The 14,238-nt window shown below is 54.9% G+C and carries 15 protein-coding genes; 8 read left to right on the top strand and 7 right to left on the bottom strand.

Going from position 1 to position 14,238, the window contains the following annotated elements; all coding sequences use genetic code 11:
- The first annotated feature begins 108 nt into the window (after positions 1 to 108).
- Positions 109 to 1,920: a phosphogluconate dehydratase gene (gene edd / locus L462_RS13870; RefSeq protein WP_032678428.1), complete on the top strand. Its 1,812-nt coding sequence runs from the start codon at positions 109 to 111 to the stop codon at positions 1,918 to 1,920.
- A gap of 39 nt (positions 1,921 to 1,959) precedes the next feature.
- Positions 1,960 to 2,601: a bifunctional 4-hydroxy-2-oxoglutarate aldolase/2-dehydro-3-deoxy-phosphogluconate aldolase gene (gene kdgA, locus L462_RS13875; protein WP_020883402.1), complete on the top strand. Its 642-nt coding sequence runs from the start codon at positions 1,960 to 1,962 to the stop codon at positions 2,599 to 2,601.
- A 40-nt stretch (positions 2,602 to 2,641) separates the two neighbouring features.
- On the opposite strand, the gene purT is transcribed toward kdgA, so the two are convergent.
- Complete coding sequence (gene purT, locus L462_RS13880) at positions 2,642 to 3,820, bottom strand: formate-dependent phosphoribosylglycinamide formyltransferase (protein ID WP_025203852.1); 1,179 nt, start codon at positions 3,818 to 3,820, stop codon at positions 2,642 to 2,644.
- A 170-nt stretch (positions 3,821 to 3,990) separates the two neighbouring features.
- Between purT and L462_RS13885 the strand changes: the two genes are divergently transcribed.
- Both L462_RS13885 and ptrB read left to right on the top strand, forming a co-directional pair.
- Complete coding sequence (locus tag L462_RS13885) at positions 3,991 to 4,641, top strand: tellurite resistance TerB family protein (RefSeq protein ID WP_020883404.1); 651 nt, start codon at positions 3,991 to 3,993, stop codon at positions 4,639 to 4,641.
- Positions 4,642 to 4,726: 85 nt separating this feature from the next.
- Complete coding sequence (gene ptrB / locus L462_RS13890; RefSeq protein WP_032678427.1) at positions 4,727 to 6,787, top strand: oligopeptidase B; 2,061 nt, start codon at positions 4,727 to 4,729, stop codon at positions 6,785 to 6,787.
- Here the strand turns inward: ptrB and exoX are convergent.
- The 3 genes from exoX to L462_RS13905 form a co-directional block, all read right to left on the bottom strand.
- Positions 6,784 to 7,446 carry an exodeoxyribonuclease X gene (gene exoX, locus L462_RS13895; protein WP_014170626.1) on the bottom strand — a complete coding sequence of 221 codons (663 nt, stop codon included), beginning with the start codon at positions 7,444 to 7,446 and terminating at the stop codon, positions 6,784 to 6,786. The genes ptrB and exoX overlap by 4 nt on opposite strands.
- Before the next feature lie 24 nt (positions 7,447 to 7,470).
- Positions 7,471 to 8,121, bottom strand: coding sequence for a carbon-nitrogen hydrolase family protein (locus L462_RS13900; RefSeq protein WP_020883406.1), 651 nt, complete (start codon positions 8,119 to 8,121; stop codon positions 7,471 to 7,473).
- 109 nt (positions 8,122 to 8,230) lie between these two features.
- Positions 8,231 to 8,461, bottom strand: coding sequence for a DNA polymerase III subunit theta (locus tag L462_RS13905; protein WP_013096102.1), 231 nt, complete (start codon positions 8,459 to 8,461; stop codon positions 8,231 to 8,233).
- A 137-nt stretch (positions 8,462 to 8,598) separates the two neighbouring features.
- Between L462_RS13905 and yobA the strand changes: the two genes are divergently transcribed.
- Genes yobA through L462_RS13920 form a run of 3 tightly spaced genes read left to right on the top strand, consistent with a single transcriptional unit; the run spans position 8,599 to position 10,196 of the window.
- Positions 8,599 to 8,970 carry a CopC domain-containing protein YobA gene (yobA, locus tag L462_RS13910; RefSeq protein WP_032678426.1) on the top strand — a complete coding sequence of 124 codons (372 nt, stop codon included), beginning with the start codon at positions 8,599 to 8,601 and terminating at the stop codon, positions 8,968 to 8,970.
- A gap of 1 nt (position 8,971) precedes the next feature.
- On the top strand, positions 8,972 to 9,841 hold the full coding sequence (copD, locus tag L462_RS13915) for a copper homeostasis membrane protein CopD (RefSeq protein ID WP_032678425.1): 870 nt from the start codon (positions 8,972 to 8,974) through the stop codon (positions 9,839 to 9,841).
- A 16-nt stretch (positions 9,842 to 9,857) separates the two neighbouring features.
- Positions 9,858 to 10,196: a YebY family protein gene (locus tag L462_RS13920; protein ID WP_014170622.1), complete on the top strand. Its 339-nt coding sequence runs from the start codon at positions 9,858 to 9,860 to the stop codon at positions 10,194 to 10,196.
- Between the two features lie 406 nt (positions 10,197 to 10,602).
- Here L462_RS13920 and L462_RS13925 read toward each other — a convergent pair whose 3' ends face one another.
- The gene (locus L462_RS13925; protein ID WP_014170619.1) at positions 10,603 to 11,544 is read right to left on the bottom strand and encodes a VirK/YbjX family protein; all 942 of its coding nucleotides are present in this window, start codon (positions 11,542 to 11,544) and stop codon (positions 10,603 to 10,605) included.
- Positions 11,545 to 11,711: 167 nt separating this feature from the next.
- On the opposite strand from L462_RS13925, the gene pphA reads away from it, so the two are divergent.
- Positions 11,712 to 12,356: a protein-serine/threonine phosphatase gene (gene pphA / locus L462_RS13930; RefSeq protein WP_032678424.1), complete on the top strand. Its 645-nt coding sequence runs from the start codon at positions 11,712 to 11,714 to the stop codon at positions 12,354 to 12,356.
- Between the two features lie 34 nt (positions 12,357 to 12,390).
- On the opposite strand, the gene L462_RS13935 is transcribed toward pphA, so the two are convergent.
- Both L462_RS13935 and rsmF read right to left on the bottom strand, forming a co-directional pair.
- Positions 12,391 to 12,630, bottom strand: coding sequence for a YebV family protein (locus tag L462_RS13935; protein WP_020883412.1), 240 nt, complete (start codon positions 12,628 to 12,630; stop codon positions 12,391 to 12,393).
- A gap of 105 nt (positions 12,631 to 12,735) precedes the next feature.
- Positions 12,736 to 14,178, bottom strand: coding sequence for a 16S rRNA (cytosine(1407)-C(5))-methyltransferase RsmF (rsmF, locus tag L462_RS13940; protein ID WP_032678423.1), 1,443 nt, complete (start codon positions 14,176 to 14,178; stop codon positions 12,736 to 12,738).
- Positions 14,179 to 14,238: the final 60 nt, after the last annotated feature.

The following is a 14,238-nucleotide window of genomic DNA, read 5'->3' as shown; positions in this document are numbered from 1 at the left end:
AAGTGATTTTGCCCCTGAGCTCCGGACAGCAAGCGTTTCAGCGTTGTTAATAATCGCCAGCGACTTTGTAAACTCCCGAGCCCGGACAGATAAATTAGAGGAGCTTTTATGAATCCGACATTGTTACGCGTAACACAACGCATTATTGAGCGCTCGAAAGAGACCCGTTCTGCCTACCTCGCCCGGATTGAACAGGCTAAAAGTAATACCGTTCATCGCTCACAACTCGCCTGCGGTAACCTGGCGCACGGTTTCGCCGCCTGCCAGCCCGACGATAAAGCCTCGCTGAAAAGCATGCTGCGTAACAATATCGCCATCATTACCTCCTACAACGACATGCTTTCTGCGCATCAGCCGTACGAAGTGTATCCGGAGATCATCCGTAAAGCGCTGCACAGCATCAATGCGGTAGGCCAGGTCGCGGGCGGCGTGCCGGCCATGTGCGATGGCGTGACGCAGGGTCAGGATGGGATGGAGCTCTCTCTGCTGAGCCGCGAAGTGATTGCGATGTCGGCCGCAGTGGGCCTGTCTCACAATATGTTTGATGGCGCGCTGTACCTCGGCGTGTGCGATAAAATCGTCCCGGGGCTGGCCATGGCAGCGCTGTCGTTTGGTCATCTGCCTGCGATCTTCGTGCCATCAGGTCCGATGGCAAGCGGTCTGCCAAACAAAGAAAAAGTGCGTATCCGTCAGCTGTATGCGGAAGGTAAAGCAGACCGTCAGGCACTGCTGGAAGCGGAAGCCGCCTCCTACCATGCGCCGGGCACCTGTACTTTCTACGGTACGGCCAACACCAACCAGATGGTGGTGGAATTTATGGGGATGCAGCTTCCTGGGTCCTCTTTCATTCAGCCGGATGCGCCACTGCGTAAGGCCCTGACTGAAGCAGCTGCCCGCCAGGTAACGCGTCTGACCGGTAACGGCAACGCGTGGATGCCGCTGGGTAAAATGGTCGACGAGAAAGTGATCGTCAACGGTATCGTTGCGCTGCTGGCAACCGGCGGCTCAACCAACCACACCATGCATCTGGTGGCGATGGCGCGCGCGGCGGGCATCCTGATTAACTGGGATGATTTCTCGGATATCTCGTCTGTGGTGCCACTGATGGCGCGCCTGTACCCGAACGGCCCGGCTGACATCAACCACTTCCAGGCTGCCGGTGGCGTGCCGGTGCTGATGCGCGAGCTGCTGAAAGGCGGTCTGCTGCATGAAGATGTGAACACCGTGGCGGGCTTTGGTCTGCAGCGTTATACCCATGAGCCGTGGCTCAATAACGGTGAGCTTGACTGGCGTGAAGGCGCCACCGCCTCGCTTGACGCACAGGTTATCGCCACCTTTGAACAACCGTTCTCTCGTCACGGCGGCACCAAAGTGCTCAGCGGTAACCTGGGGCGTGCGGTGATGAAAACCTCCGCCGTACCGGAAGAGAACCAGATTATCGAAGCGCCGGCCGTGGTGTTTGAAAGCCAGCATGACGTTTTGCCTGCGTTTGATGCCGGTCTGCTCGACAAAGATTGCGTCGTTGTGGTGCGCCATCAGGGGCCAAAAGCGAACGGGATGCCAGAATTACATAAACTTATGCCGCCACTTGGTGTATTATTGGACCGCCGTTTCAAAATTGCGTTAGTGACCGATGGACGCCTCTCTGGCGCATCAGGTAAAGTGCCTTCTGCCATCCACGTGACCCCGGAAGCTTACGACGGCGGTTTGCTGGCGAAAGTTCGTGATGGAGACATGATCCGCGTTAACGGTCAGACAGGTGAGTTAACCCTGCTGGTGGATGACGCTGAACTGGCGGCACGTAAGCCACATATTCCTGACCTGAGCGCATCGCGCGTGGGAACCGGACGCGAAATGTTTGGCGCGCTGCGTGAGAAACTCTCCGGTGCGGAGCAGGGCGCAACCTGTATTACGTTTTAAGACGACTTGATTTTATCGATCTGGCGAGAGAAAACTCTGATGAAAAACTGGAAAACAAGTGCAGAAGCAATCCTGACCACTGGCCCTGTCGTGCCGGTAATCGTGGTGAATAAGCTGGAACATGCTGTCCCGATGGCGAAAGCCCTGGTCGCGGGTGGTGTTCGTGTTCTGGAAGTGACCCTGCGTACCGCCTGCGCGATGGACGCTATTCGCGCTATCGCCAAAGAAGTGCCGGACGCGATCATCGGTGCGGGTACCGTACTGAACGCACAGCAGCTGGCTGACGTGACCGAAGCGGGCGCGCAGTTCGCTATCAGCCCTGGCCTGACCGAGCCGCTGCTGAAAGCTGCAACCGAAGGCACGATCCCTCTGATCCCGGGTATCAGCACCGTATCTGAACTGATGATGGGTATGGATTACGGCCTGAAAGAGTTCAAATTCTTCCCGGCTGAAGCTAACGGCGGCACCAAAGCGCTGCAGGCTATTGCGGGTCCATTCTCTCAGGTTCGCTTCTGCCCGACGGGCGGTATCTCTCCGGCAAACTACCGTGACTACCTGGCGCTGAAAAGTGTCCTGTGCATCGGCGGCTCATGGCTGGTTCCTGCGGATGCGCTGGAAGCAGGCGACTGGGATCGCATCACTAAACTGGCTCGCGAAGCGGTTGAAGGCGCGAAGCAGTAAGCGAAGACAGTATGAAAAACGGGCCTGCTGGCCCGTTTTTTTATCCTGCAACCTTCACGTTCGCGGCGGCTGTTTTGGCTCTTGCCACAGCCTCATCCACGTTTTCACCGGTCGCTAGCGCCACGCCAAGGCGGCGCGTGCCGTCAATCTCCGGTTTCCCGAACAGACGAACCTGCAAGCCTGCACCCATAGCCCCTTCGACGTTATCAAAGGTGACGTTCTGGCTGGTTAATTGCGGCAGGATCACCGCCGAAGCCGCCGGGCCGTACTGACGAATGCCGCCAACGGGCAGGCCGAGGAAGGCGCGCACATGCAGGGCGAATTCAGAAAGGTCCTGCGAAATCAGCGTGACCATCCCGGTATCGTGCGGGCGAGGGGAGACTTCACTGAAAATTACCTCATCGCCGCAGACAAACAGCTCCACGCCAAACAATCCGTAACCCCCCAGCGCCAGCACCACTTTACGGGCAATTTCCTGCGCACGTGCCAGCGCCAGGTCGCTCATCTGCTGCGGCTGCCAGGATTCACGATAGTCGCCATCTTCCTGGCGGTGGCCAATCGGATCGCAGAAATGGACGCCATCAACGGCGCTGACCGTCAGCAGCGTGATTTCGAAATCAAACTTTACGACGCTTTCGATAATCACGCGACCGGCACCGGCACGTCCTCCCTGCTGGGCATACTCCCACGCTTTATCCAGAGTGCTGCTGTCGCGGATAAAGCTCTGTCCTTTACCGGAGGAACTCATGACGGGCTTAATGATGCACGGGTAGCCAATTTCGTCGACAGCCTGCAAGAAAGCGGCTTTATCGCCGGCAAAACGGTAGCCTGAGGTAGGTAAGGCCAGCTCTTCAGCCGCCAGACGACGAATGCCTTCGCGGTTCATGGTGAGTTTGGCTGCTTTTGCGCAGGGCACCACGCGCTGGCCTTCCTGCTCAAGGGCGATCAGCGTATCGGTAGCAATGGCTTCAATTTCGGGTACCACGAAATCCGGTTTCTCCTGCGTAATGAGCGTACGCAGGGCATCGCCATCCAGCATATTGATCACATAAGAACGGTGGGCGACATGCATGGCAGGTGCGTCAGCGTAACGATCCACTGCAATGACTTCCACGCCCAAACGCTGGCACTCAATGGCGACCTCTTTACCCAGTTCGCCCGATCCTAACAGCATCACACGCGTCGCCGCAGGTCGCAGCGCGGTTCCTAAACGAGTCATAACAATCCCCCTGAAAAAGTTGCGCGCATTATAAACGTAAACGTTTGCGTCTGTCTTGTTCAGGGCCCGAGAGCGGTCAAGAAATTTGCGCTTCTTTAGCCGTGGCAGACATTTCCTGACGCCTGCTCGCTTACGCTGGGAGACATATTCACCGTTAAGTGAGGGAAACCATGTCAGGCTGGCTAAATCAATTGCAATCCATGTTGGGACAGAAAACGTCGTCATCCGGCGAGCAGGGGCTGAGCAAACTCCTGGTGCCGGGGGCGCTTGGCGGGCTGGCTGGACTGCTGGTTGCCAATAAATCCTCGCGTAAGTTACTGGCAAAGTATGGTACCGGCGCGCTGCTGGCGGGCGGCGGCGCTATTGCGGGTACCGTACTGTGGAACAAATACAAGGACAGAGTGCGGACCGCGCACAGCGACGAACCCCACTTTGGTGAGCAGACCTCGCCGCTGGATCTGCGTACCGAACGGCTCATCCTGGCGCTGGTGTTCGCGGCGAAAAGCGACGGGCACATTGATGACCAGGAACGATCGGCGATTGAGCAGCAACTGCGTGAGGCCGGTGTCGAAGAAAGGGGCAGAGCGCTGGTGGCGCAGGCCATCGAACAGCCACTCGAACCGCAGCGTCTGGCGCAAAGCGTGAAAAATGAGGAAGAGGCGCTTGAGCTCTATTTTCTGAGCTGTGCCGCCATCGATATCGATCACTTTATGGAGCGCAGCTATCTCAATGCGCTGGGTGATGCCCTGAAGATCCCACAAGATGTCCGGGACGGGATCGAGAAGGATATTCAGGAGCAAAAACGGGCGTTACAGGGCTAACTGCCACCGTCGCAGCCATGTTTCGCTTGCATCATGCGTGGGTTTTGCCAACCTTATAGGGTGTAAAACTCAAAAGAATGATGACATGCCACCGAAAGCCCGACGTACTCCTTATGCGATCACCACGCATGGCGATACGCGTATAGATAACTATTACTGGCTGCGGGACGACTCCCGTTCCCGGCCAGAAGTGCTCGACTACCTGCACGAGGAAAACGACTATGGCCGCAAGGTCATGTCCAGCCAGCAGGCGTTGCAGGACCAGCTGTTAAATGAAATGGTGCAGCGTATCCCCCAGCGCGATATTTCCGCGCCCTGGACCAAAAATGGCTATCGATATCGTCATATCTACGAACCTGGCAACGAGTACCCTATCTACCAGCGACAGTCGGTGTTATGCGCCGAATGGGATGAGTGGGACATCCTGCTGGATGCCAACCAGCGCGCCGCCCACAGCGAGTTTTATACCCTCGGCGGCATGTCCATCTCCCCCGATAACACCATTATGGCGCTGGCGGAGGATTACCTCTCCCGTCGTCAGTACGGTTTGCGTTTTCGCAACCTGGAAACCGGTAACTGGTATCCGGAAATGCTGGATAACGTTTCGCCGGACTTTGTCTGGGCGAATGATTCCGAAACGGTCTACTACGTCAAAAAGCATGCCTCCACGTTGCTGCCTTACCAGGTGTGGCGCCATACCGTTGGGACGGATTCTGCTGACGACGAACTGGTTTACGAAGAGAAAGACGAAACGTTTTATGTCAGCCTGCACAAAACCTCGTCTCGCCACTATGTGATTATCTTCCTGGCCAGCGCCACAACCTCTGAAGTTCTGCTTCTGGACGCCGAGCTACCTGATGCGCAGCCGCTGTGCTTCCTGCCGCGACGTAAAGATCATGAATACAGCCTCGATCACTTCCAGCACAGCTTTTACCTGCGCTCTAATCGGGAGGGTAAAAACTTTGGCCTCTACAAAACCAAAGTACGCGATGAACGCAAGTGGGAAGTGTTAATCCCCGCCCGGGAGCAGGTGATGCTCGAAGGGTTTACGCTGTTCACCGACTGGCTGGTGGTTGAGGAGCGCCAGCGGGGGCTGACCAGCCTGCGGCAAATTAACCGCAAAACGCGGGAAGTGATCGGGATTGCGTTTGACGACCCGGCCTATGTCACGTGGATAGGGTTTAATCCTGAGCCGGAATCGTCGCGTCTGCGCTACGGCTACTCGTCTATGACCACGCCCGATACGCTCTTTGAGCTGGATATGGACACCGGGCAACGTCAGGTGCTTAAACAGTCCGAAGTGAAAGGGTTTGATTCCGACAACTACCGAAGCGAACACCTGTGGGTTACCGCCCGCGATGGCGTCGAGGTGCCGGTCTCGCTTGTTTATCATCGGGCGCATTTCCAGAAAGGTAAGAATCCGATTCTGGTTTACGGCTACGGCTCCTACGGCTCAAGCATGGACGCTGATTTCAGCAGCAGCCGGTTAAGTCTGCTGGATCGCGGTTTTGTGTTCGCCATTGCGCATGTTCGCGGCGGCGGGGAGCTGGGTCAGCACTGGTATGAAGACGGGAAATTCCTGAAAAAGAAAAATACCTTCAATGATTATCTCGACGTCTGCGATGCGTTGATTGAGCAGGGCTATGGCGATCCTGGGCTTTGCTTTGGTATGGGCGGCAGCGCGGGAGGATTATTGATGGGGGCCGTCATCAATCAGCGTCCCGAACGCTTTAAAGGGATTATTGCGCAGGTGCCGTTTGTCGATGTGGTAACGACCATGCTGGATGAATCCATCCCGCTGACGACCGGAGAGTTTGAAGAGTGGGGCAACCCGCAGGATGAGATCTACTATCGCTACATGAAAGAGTACAGCCCGTACGACAATGTAGAAGCGAAAGCGTATCCGCACATGCTGGTGACCACCGGATTGCACGATTCACAGGTGCAATACTGGGAGCCTGCAAAATGGGTGGCGAAACTGCGGGAACTGAAAACCGACGACAACCTGCTGCTGCTGTGCACGGATATGGACTCCGGTCACGGCGGGAAATCGGGACGATTTAAATCTTACGAAGGCGTGGCACTGGAGTATGCGTTTTTGATTGGCCTGGCGCAGGAGACGCTGCCAGGCCGTGCGGAGCGTTAAGCTTCGCCAAGATAGTGCTTAAGCGTTAAACGCAGTTCCGGGCTCATCTTATCGAGGTTGTTATAGAGCCAGCGCAGATAGCCCGGATCTTTATCCGCAATATCGGAAACCGCCCGACCGCGGTATTTGCCAAAGGTGAAGGTAGTCAGCAATGCCGGACGCCCGGTAATGGTCGCCATATCATCAGGGGTCCAGCCGGAGTTATTCATAATATCAATGAGTAACGCGGCGGTGATGTAGCAGTCATACAGGGCGCGGTGATGGTGCAGACCCTCCGGCGTTCTGACGCTCAGCTTACGGGATTTGTACAACGCCATATTGCTGTACTTAATCCCGGGCCAGAGACGACGCGCCAGTTTCATCGTGCAAATCCATTCTCCGGGCATGTCGGGGAGCACCCGGCGGTCAAAACTGGCGTTGTGCGCGACGTACCACGGGCTACCGTAATAGTGGGGTATCACCTCTTCTATCCACGGTTTGTCCGCCACCATCGATTCTGTAATGCGATGAATAGCCATTGCCTGCGGGCTGATCGGGCGATCGGGACGTACCAGATGGCTCATTGGGTTGACTATTTTTCCATCAATCACGTCGACAGAAGCCACTTCCACTATTCCGCCCTGAAGATCGCAGGTTTCGGTATCGATGACGCGCAGCATTGAACTCTCCTGAGCCTAAAACGCCTAGCCTAAAGGAATGATATCGCCTTGCCAACCCTGTCTGCCAAGAGATCCGGTCAATAGCAGTTCACCTTTGTCCGCGCGGACGATCAGCTGACCTTTTTCATCCCATAACGCGCTGCCGCCGCGCGCGTTCGCCATTAACACCGCAATGGCATATTTGTGTGCGAATCGCTGCAGGGTACTGATGGATTGCCGCCAGCGGCTATCTCCCACTGACTGGCAGCTGGTAAACAGCGTCGCCTGTGGGTCGAGATTTGGCGAATCAGCATGTGCATCGATGATCGTCAGCTGTTTATCTCCTGGGATCAGGCTTGCACCGCGACCCTGAGGGTAGCGCAGGATGCTATGGCGAGAGGGGGTAAACAGGGCAAGGCCTTTCTGGCGATGGCCATTCACGTCGAGCGGAAGCCCGGCAATAATAGTAATCCGGTATAATTTTGCGGCGTTTAGCAACGGGGCCAGCTGTTTATCATCGGGAGGGGCGGGGAGCGTCGTTGTCCCTGGGCCAGTTAATGAGAGCTCCGGGAATACCAGCAAATCGCACTGCTGTCGTGCCGCTTCGGCAATGAAACGGAGATGGTGCGCGACATGTTCATCTACACTGTGGTGCAGCCCGGCATACTGGGCCGCAGCAATATTCCATTGTGACATCGTGACTTCCTTTACACAGAGTCGCAGTGATTTAAGAATACACCTAATTTAATCAGGGTTTTCTTATCCTGCCATATTCCGCGTAAGGAAGTGTAACGACTCGTTAAGCTTATTTAACTTTAGGTTCGTACGGTAAACGAGAAAGGTTAACTGAGGCGAGACGATGCGCAATTAAGCGTTCGCGAAACCAGTCGCGCAGATGAGCAGGTTGCTCACGTTCAACCACTTCAGCCACGATGGGCATGTTGTAACGCTCTTTAAATGCGACGCCAGCGGCAGCGAGATCGACATTCACTTTATCCATCTCGTCCTGAGGAAGGGCGGCCAGATTGATCTTCATTACCTTCTCCTTTTTAGACGGCGGCAACGTTACCGCGATTGCTCGACGATGACAAGCAGAGGTGGGATGATCCTCGACTCGCTTATTATACAGAGTTATTCTTTGCCATACAGGCATAACAAAAAGGAATGATTGCGATGGGTTTATCCTCTTCCCGCGCGGCAGGCGCACTGGTCTTTCTGGCCTCTTGCGTGATGTCACCCTCCGTGCTGGCGCACGCTCACCTTAAACAACAGACTCCGGCAGCAGATAGCCTCGTGACGGCACCGCGCACGCTGAGGCTGACGTTTTCAGAAGGTATTGAGCCCGGTTTTAGCGGTGTGGTGGTGACGGATGCACAAAAGCAGACCATCAGCACCGGTGCCGTTAAACGCGACGAGAAAGACAAGACGCAGCTGAATGTGCCGCTGGATCGCGAGTTGAAGCCCGGAACCTACCAGGTTGACTGGCATGTGGTGTCGGTAGACGGCCACAAGACAAAAGGCAGTTATCACTTTAGCGTGAAATAGCATGCTGGCGATGTGCTACGTAGGGCTGCGCTTTCTCCATTTCGGCGCGTTAATGCTTATTTTTGGCAATGCGCTGTATAGCGTCTGGTTTGCTCCTTCCTCTCTGCAACGGCTCATGTCCCGGCGTTTTCAGTCGCAGCAGAGAATGGCGGCGTTAATCAGCCTGGTGACAGCGCTCCTGATGTTTACGCTTCAGGGCGGGTTAATGGGGAATGGCTGGGGCGATGTCGTCAACCCCGACATCTGGCGTAGCGTGCTGGGCACGCAGTTTGGAAGCGTCTGGCTGTGGCAAATTATTCTCGCGGCCCTTACTGCCGGTACAGCATGGCTGGCTCCGCATAAAGGCTCACGGCTGTTACTGCTCGCCATGGGACAGTTCGTCCTGCTGGCGGGAGTAGGGCATGCGACAATGAACGAAGGCGCGGTGGGCGCATTGCAGCGTCTTAATCACGCTCTTCATGTGTTATGTGCCGCAACCTGGCTTGGCGGATTACTGCCGCTGCTGTTTTGCATGCGTCTGGCGAAAGGGCAGTGGCAGCCTGCCGCAATCTACACCATGATGCGCTTCTCACGCGTGGGGCATTACGCCGTAGCAGGCGTGGTGCTTACCGGCGTTTTCAATGCGCTGTTTATTCTGGGTATCGATATTCCCTGGCAGGCCCGTTACGTGCAATTTTTGTTGTTCAAATGTGCGCTGGTGGCTTTGATGGTGGTAATTGCGCTGGCAAATCGGTATTTTCTGGTGCCACGGTTTCGTGCGCAAAGCGGGCGAGAACAACAAATATTTATCAGAATGACACAAGCAGAAGTGGTGCTGGGTGCGCTGGTGCTGGCTACAGTCAGTCTGTTCGCGACCTGGGAACCCTTCTGACAAGGTTAACTATCCTATGAAAAAGACACTACTTTCTCTCATCTTGCTGGCCTGCACGGGGAGTGCCCTGGCCGCACCACAGGTCATTACCGTCAGCCGTTTTGAAGTGGGTAAGGACAAATGGGCGTTTAATCGTGAAGAGGTGATGCTGACCTGCCGTCCGGGGCACGCCTTGTATGCGATTAACCCAAGCACGCTGGTGCAATACCCTTTAAATGATGTCGCAGAGCAGCAGGTCGCCAGCGGCAAAAGCAGTGGACAGCCAATCAGCGTTATTCAGATTGATGATCCCGCGCATCCAGGGCAGAAGATGAGCCTGGCACCGTTTATCGAGCGTGCAGACACGCTTTGTTAATCTTCGGGTTTCCAATAAAAAACCGCAGATGCTTGCGAAAGCACTGCGGTTTTTCACTTTTAATGATGCTCATACGCTTTTTTTCCGGCCGCTTTAACTGAGGACTGGAAAACCTGGCGTCGTCATCTATTCTTAAAAGGCAAGGCGACTTAGCCTGCATTAATGCCAACTTTTAGCGCACGGCTCTCTCCCAAGAGCCATTTCCCTGGACCGAATACAGGAATCGTATTCGGTCTCTTTTTATCTGATTGAAAGCAAACGATTTATTCCTTTCACCGGCTCTCTCAGAAGGGACACGTTCAGTGATCCGTCTTCAACCATATCACAAAACGGCAGGCGTAAGTCCAGCCCTTTTTGCCGGTTTTGTTAAATTTTTATGCAGAGTTGAAGAAAGCTCTCAGCGCACTTAAAAGCGTGATTTCACCTCAGCCTCAATGCAGTCAAGCAGTTCAAAGCGACGGCGATATTCCGCCCGTTTTTTACTGGCGATATCTTCCAGGGATTTACGCTCCATCTGTAACGGCAGTTGCCAGCAGAAGGGGGAGATTTTCTTACCGTCCAGACTCGCCCAGAATTCGTCATAGCTGGCATGGAAATGACGGCCTTTGCTCAGGCGGTAACGCAGTGCGCGGAAAACGTGTCCCTCATCACCGACAGCAAAAATCGCCCGGACGGATGAATGTGCGGCCAGCTGGAAAACCACTTCCATCAGCACGCGTTTTGGAAACAGGCCATGGCAGGCGCGGGTCGCCAGTTTAATGGCGTCATGCGAGACGTTGCGACGTGGCCCCTGAAGCCCACCAATCACCAGCACTCGCTGCCCGTTGCTGCGTGCGACGCTAAACGTCAGGCTTGCGAGCACGGTATTCTCGCTGTCGCGCAGCCACAGCGTGCTTTCACCTTCCCGCTCGGCTTTGCCGGCAGAAGAGGCACTCACGGTATACGTCGCGTCGTTTTTTGCCTGAAATTGCACTATGGTCTGCTCTTGCGGGCTGGTCAGCGCGTTGGCGAGGGTGATATTTTTCAGGCTATCGACCCAGTGATAATGGCTGATGATAGCGTCAGCCCGATCGCCGGCCGTCAGGCCACGCATCAGATACTGCCGATGGGTTTTACTCGGTAAGGTAATTTGAGAGGCCAGCAGACGGTCAAAATCATCACGTCCTGAGAGCGTTTCCAGCACGCGATGGGTGGAAGACCAGAACAGGAGCGAGCGAAGCAGGAACTTCAGACGATACTCGCGCTTCTGCCAGATTGGACCCGGAACGCGTTTTCCTTTCACCAGCTCGGAAATGATATTTGTGCGATGCGGATAGAACACATCGTTGTGCAGGTGCATATTAGACACGTTAAGACCTCTCGTTTAATTCATGCCTTATTCTAAAGAGTCAGCAAAAAGGGATTAATAGCGCGCGGATCTTTATTTCCATTTGGTTTACCGTTCGTTTGGCTTTGTGAATGCTGCGCGTGTCAGCTGCAATTTCTGCTGCGTCTATACTTAAGCAAGGAGGTTTTATGTATCAGCGAATCGATGGTGGGAAGTGGCGGCACGTCTGGGTTGTCAGCGACATACATGGTTGTTATCAGTGGCTCATGGATGAACTGAAACGCCGGCATTTTAATCCTTATGAGGATTTGCTTATTTCCGTAGGGGATGTAATTGACCGTGGCCCTGACAGTATTAAATGTTTACAGCTCATGAATGAAAAATGGTTTCGTGCAGTACGGGGCAACCATGAACAAATGGCTATCGACAGCCTTGATAATAATGATTTCGCACTCTGGACAATGAATGGCGGAATTTGGTTTACCCGCCTTGAGCACACACAGCAGCAGCAGGCGCTGACGTTACTTAATGCGTGTCGGGAACTGCCGCACATTATCGAGATAACCTGTGCAAACGGTGTGAATGTGATTGCTCACGCTGACTATCCCGCTGCGGAATACCGCTGGCAAAAACCCGTAAGCGCCCAGCACGTACTATGGGATCGCGACCGGTTGATGGGGTTTATGGTCGGGAAAGGGCAGGGGATCGGCGGTGCGGACCATTTCTGGTTCGGACATACGCCACTTGACCGGCGGTATGATTTTAATAACCTGCACTATATTGATACCGGCGCCGTTTTCGATGGTTACTTTACGCTGGCGCAACTTCAGTAATAAATAACCCGCCTTCGGGCGGGTTCTCTTTAGGTCAGGCAAGACGCATGACCCAGGCATCGGATTGACTATCGTAATGCTCACGGTAAAGGACTGAGTGTTCGCCATCAAGTATTGCCGGTACGCTGGTATCGGCATCCCAGGCATCCAGTTGCATGCACAAATCCGGGTCGGATTTGCAGGGAATACTTAACGTTCGTTCGCCCTGTGCTTCGCCGCGCAATTCTGCGTCGTCGATTTCGAAAGCGCCAATACGCACGCTGGTTTTCGTCATATTGCTCTCCGGGTGTGTTATCAAAATCTGGTATGACCAGTATGGGCATCCATTTTTGATCGTAGACAAGGAGAGCAAAATCGCCAGTAAAAAAATGCGTTTTTTTCAGCCGGTGCGATCGTTACCGGTAAACAATCGCCCATCACGAACCAGCTCTCGCGGATAGCTGTTTTTCAGTCGCGAGCCTACCTTTTTCGCCAGCCCTAACGGATAACCCTGATAGGTCACTACCACTTCATCATGCGATGGCGTGTTGTCCGGATATACATCACGGCCCCGGTACCACTCTTCGGCTTCCTGGTGCGTCAGGGCGAACGTATTCTCGCTGCCGGCGAGGGCGATAACAGCCTCATGCTGCCAGCGATAGCCTTTATTGTGCACTTCCGCCAGGCGGAGCCCGATGCGGGAAAAACGTACCTTGCCGATAAGCGGCTCAATATTTGCCGGGAAAAGCCAAATCTCTTTATCGCGAATCCAAAGATGGCATGTGTCATCCCAGGCCAGCCCGACCTTAGCGGCGGCGGTAGTGACTTGCTCCGCCTCACGCCTTTTCATGGGGGCGAAGGGGAAATTGCCGACCTTAAACGTCGGGGCTGGCAGTGGCTCAACCGTCTGCGTTTTACGCAACCGTGCGACAAAAAAACCTTCGCAGTCATAAATCTGGGGGAAAACGTGCAGAAATCCTTCAGGCGTGACGGCTTCATTGGCTGAAGCGAACAAGCCGTTTAACGGCAGGAACTCGACGGCATCAGGGTATTGCGCCTTGAGCCACAGACAGACGTCCTCGTTCTCGTCACGGTTTAAGGTGCAGGTCGAATAAACCAATGTGCCACCGGGACGCAGGGCATGGAAGGCGCTGACGATCAGTTCGCGCTGGGTGGCGGCAATCTCAAGGTTACTCTCCACAGACCAGTTTTTTAACGCATCAGGATCTTTACGCACCACCCCTTCGCCGGAGCAGGGCGCGTCCAGCAGGATGGCATCAAACGCTTCTGGCAGGGCTGCGCCAAATACGCGGCCATCGAAGTGCGTCAGGGCAACGTTATGGATCCCGCAGCGGCTGATGTTAGCGTGCAGAACTTTAACGCGACTGGCTGAAAACTCGTTGGCGAGAATGGCCCCGCGATTCCCCATCCTGGCGGCAATCTGCGTGGTTTTGGAGCCCGGCGCGGCAGCGACATCCATGACGCGTTCTGGCGCATTATCATCCGCAAACAGGGCGGCAACCGGCAGCATCGAGCTGGCTTCCTGGATATAAAACAGACCACTCAGATGTTCTGCGGTACTGCCCAATGGCAACGACGCTTCGTCATCCCGTTCAATCCAAAAACCCTCTGCACACCACGGTACTGGCGTCAGTTGCCAGTTATACGGCGAGACCAGCGTCAGAAAATCGGCGACGCTTATTTTCAGCGTGTTGACACGGATACTCCGGCGCAACGGCCGCTGACAGGCGGCGATAAAATCGTCTAACGAGAGGTGAGAAGGAAGCGCCTCGCGCATCTGCGCCAGGAATTGTTCAGGAAGAAATACGGAGTTTTGAGCCACGTGCACACCACAGGGAAAAGTTCAGGGGCGCAGTGTAACATAAAGGCTCCGGTGCGTTGA

The sequence above is a fragment of the Enterobacter sp. BIDMC 26 genome, from assembly GCF_000534435.1.
Lineage (GTDB): Bacteria > Pseudomonadota > Gammaproteobacteria > Enterobacterales > Enterobacteriaceae > Enterobacter > Enterobacter ludwigii.
The sequence above is the reverse complement of the archived record's forward strand: the minus strand, read 5'-3'. Positions and strand labels throughout refer to the sequence as shown.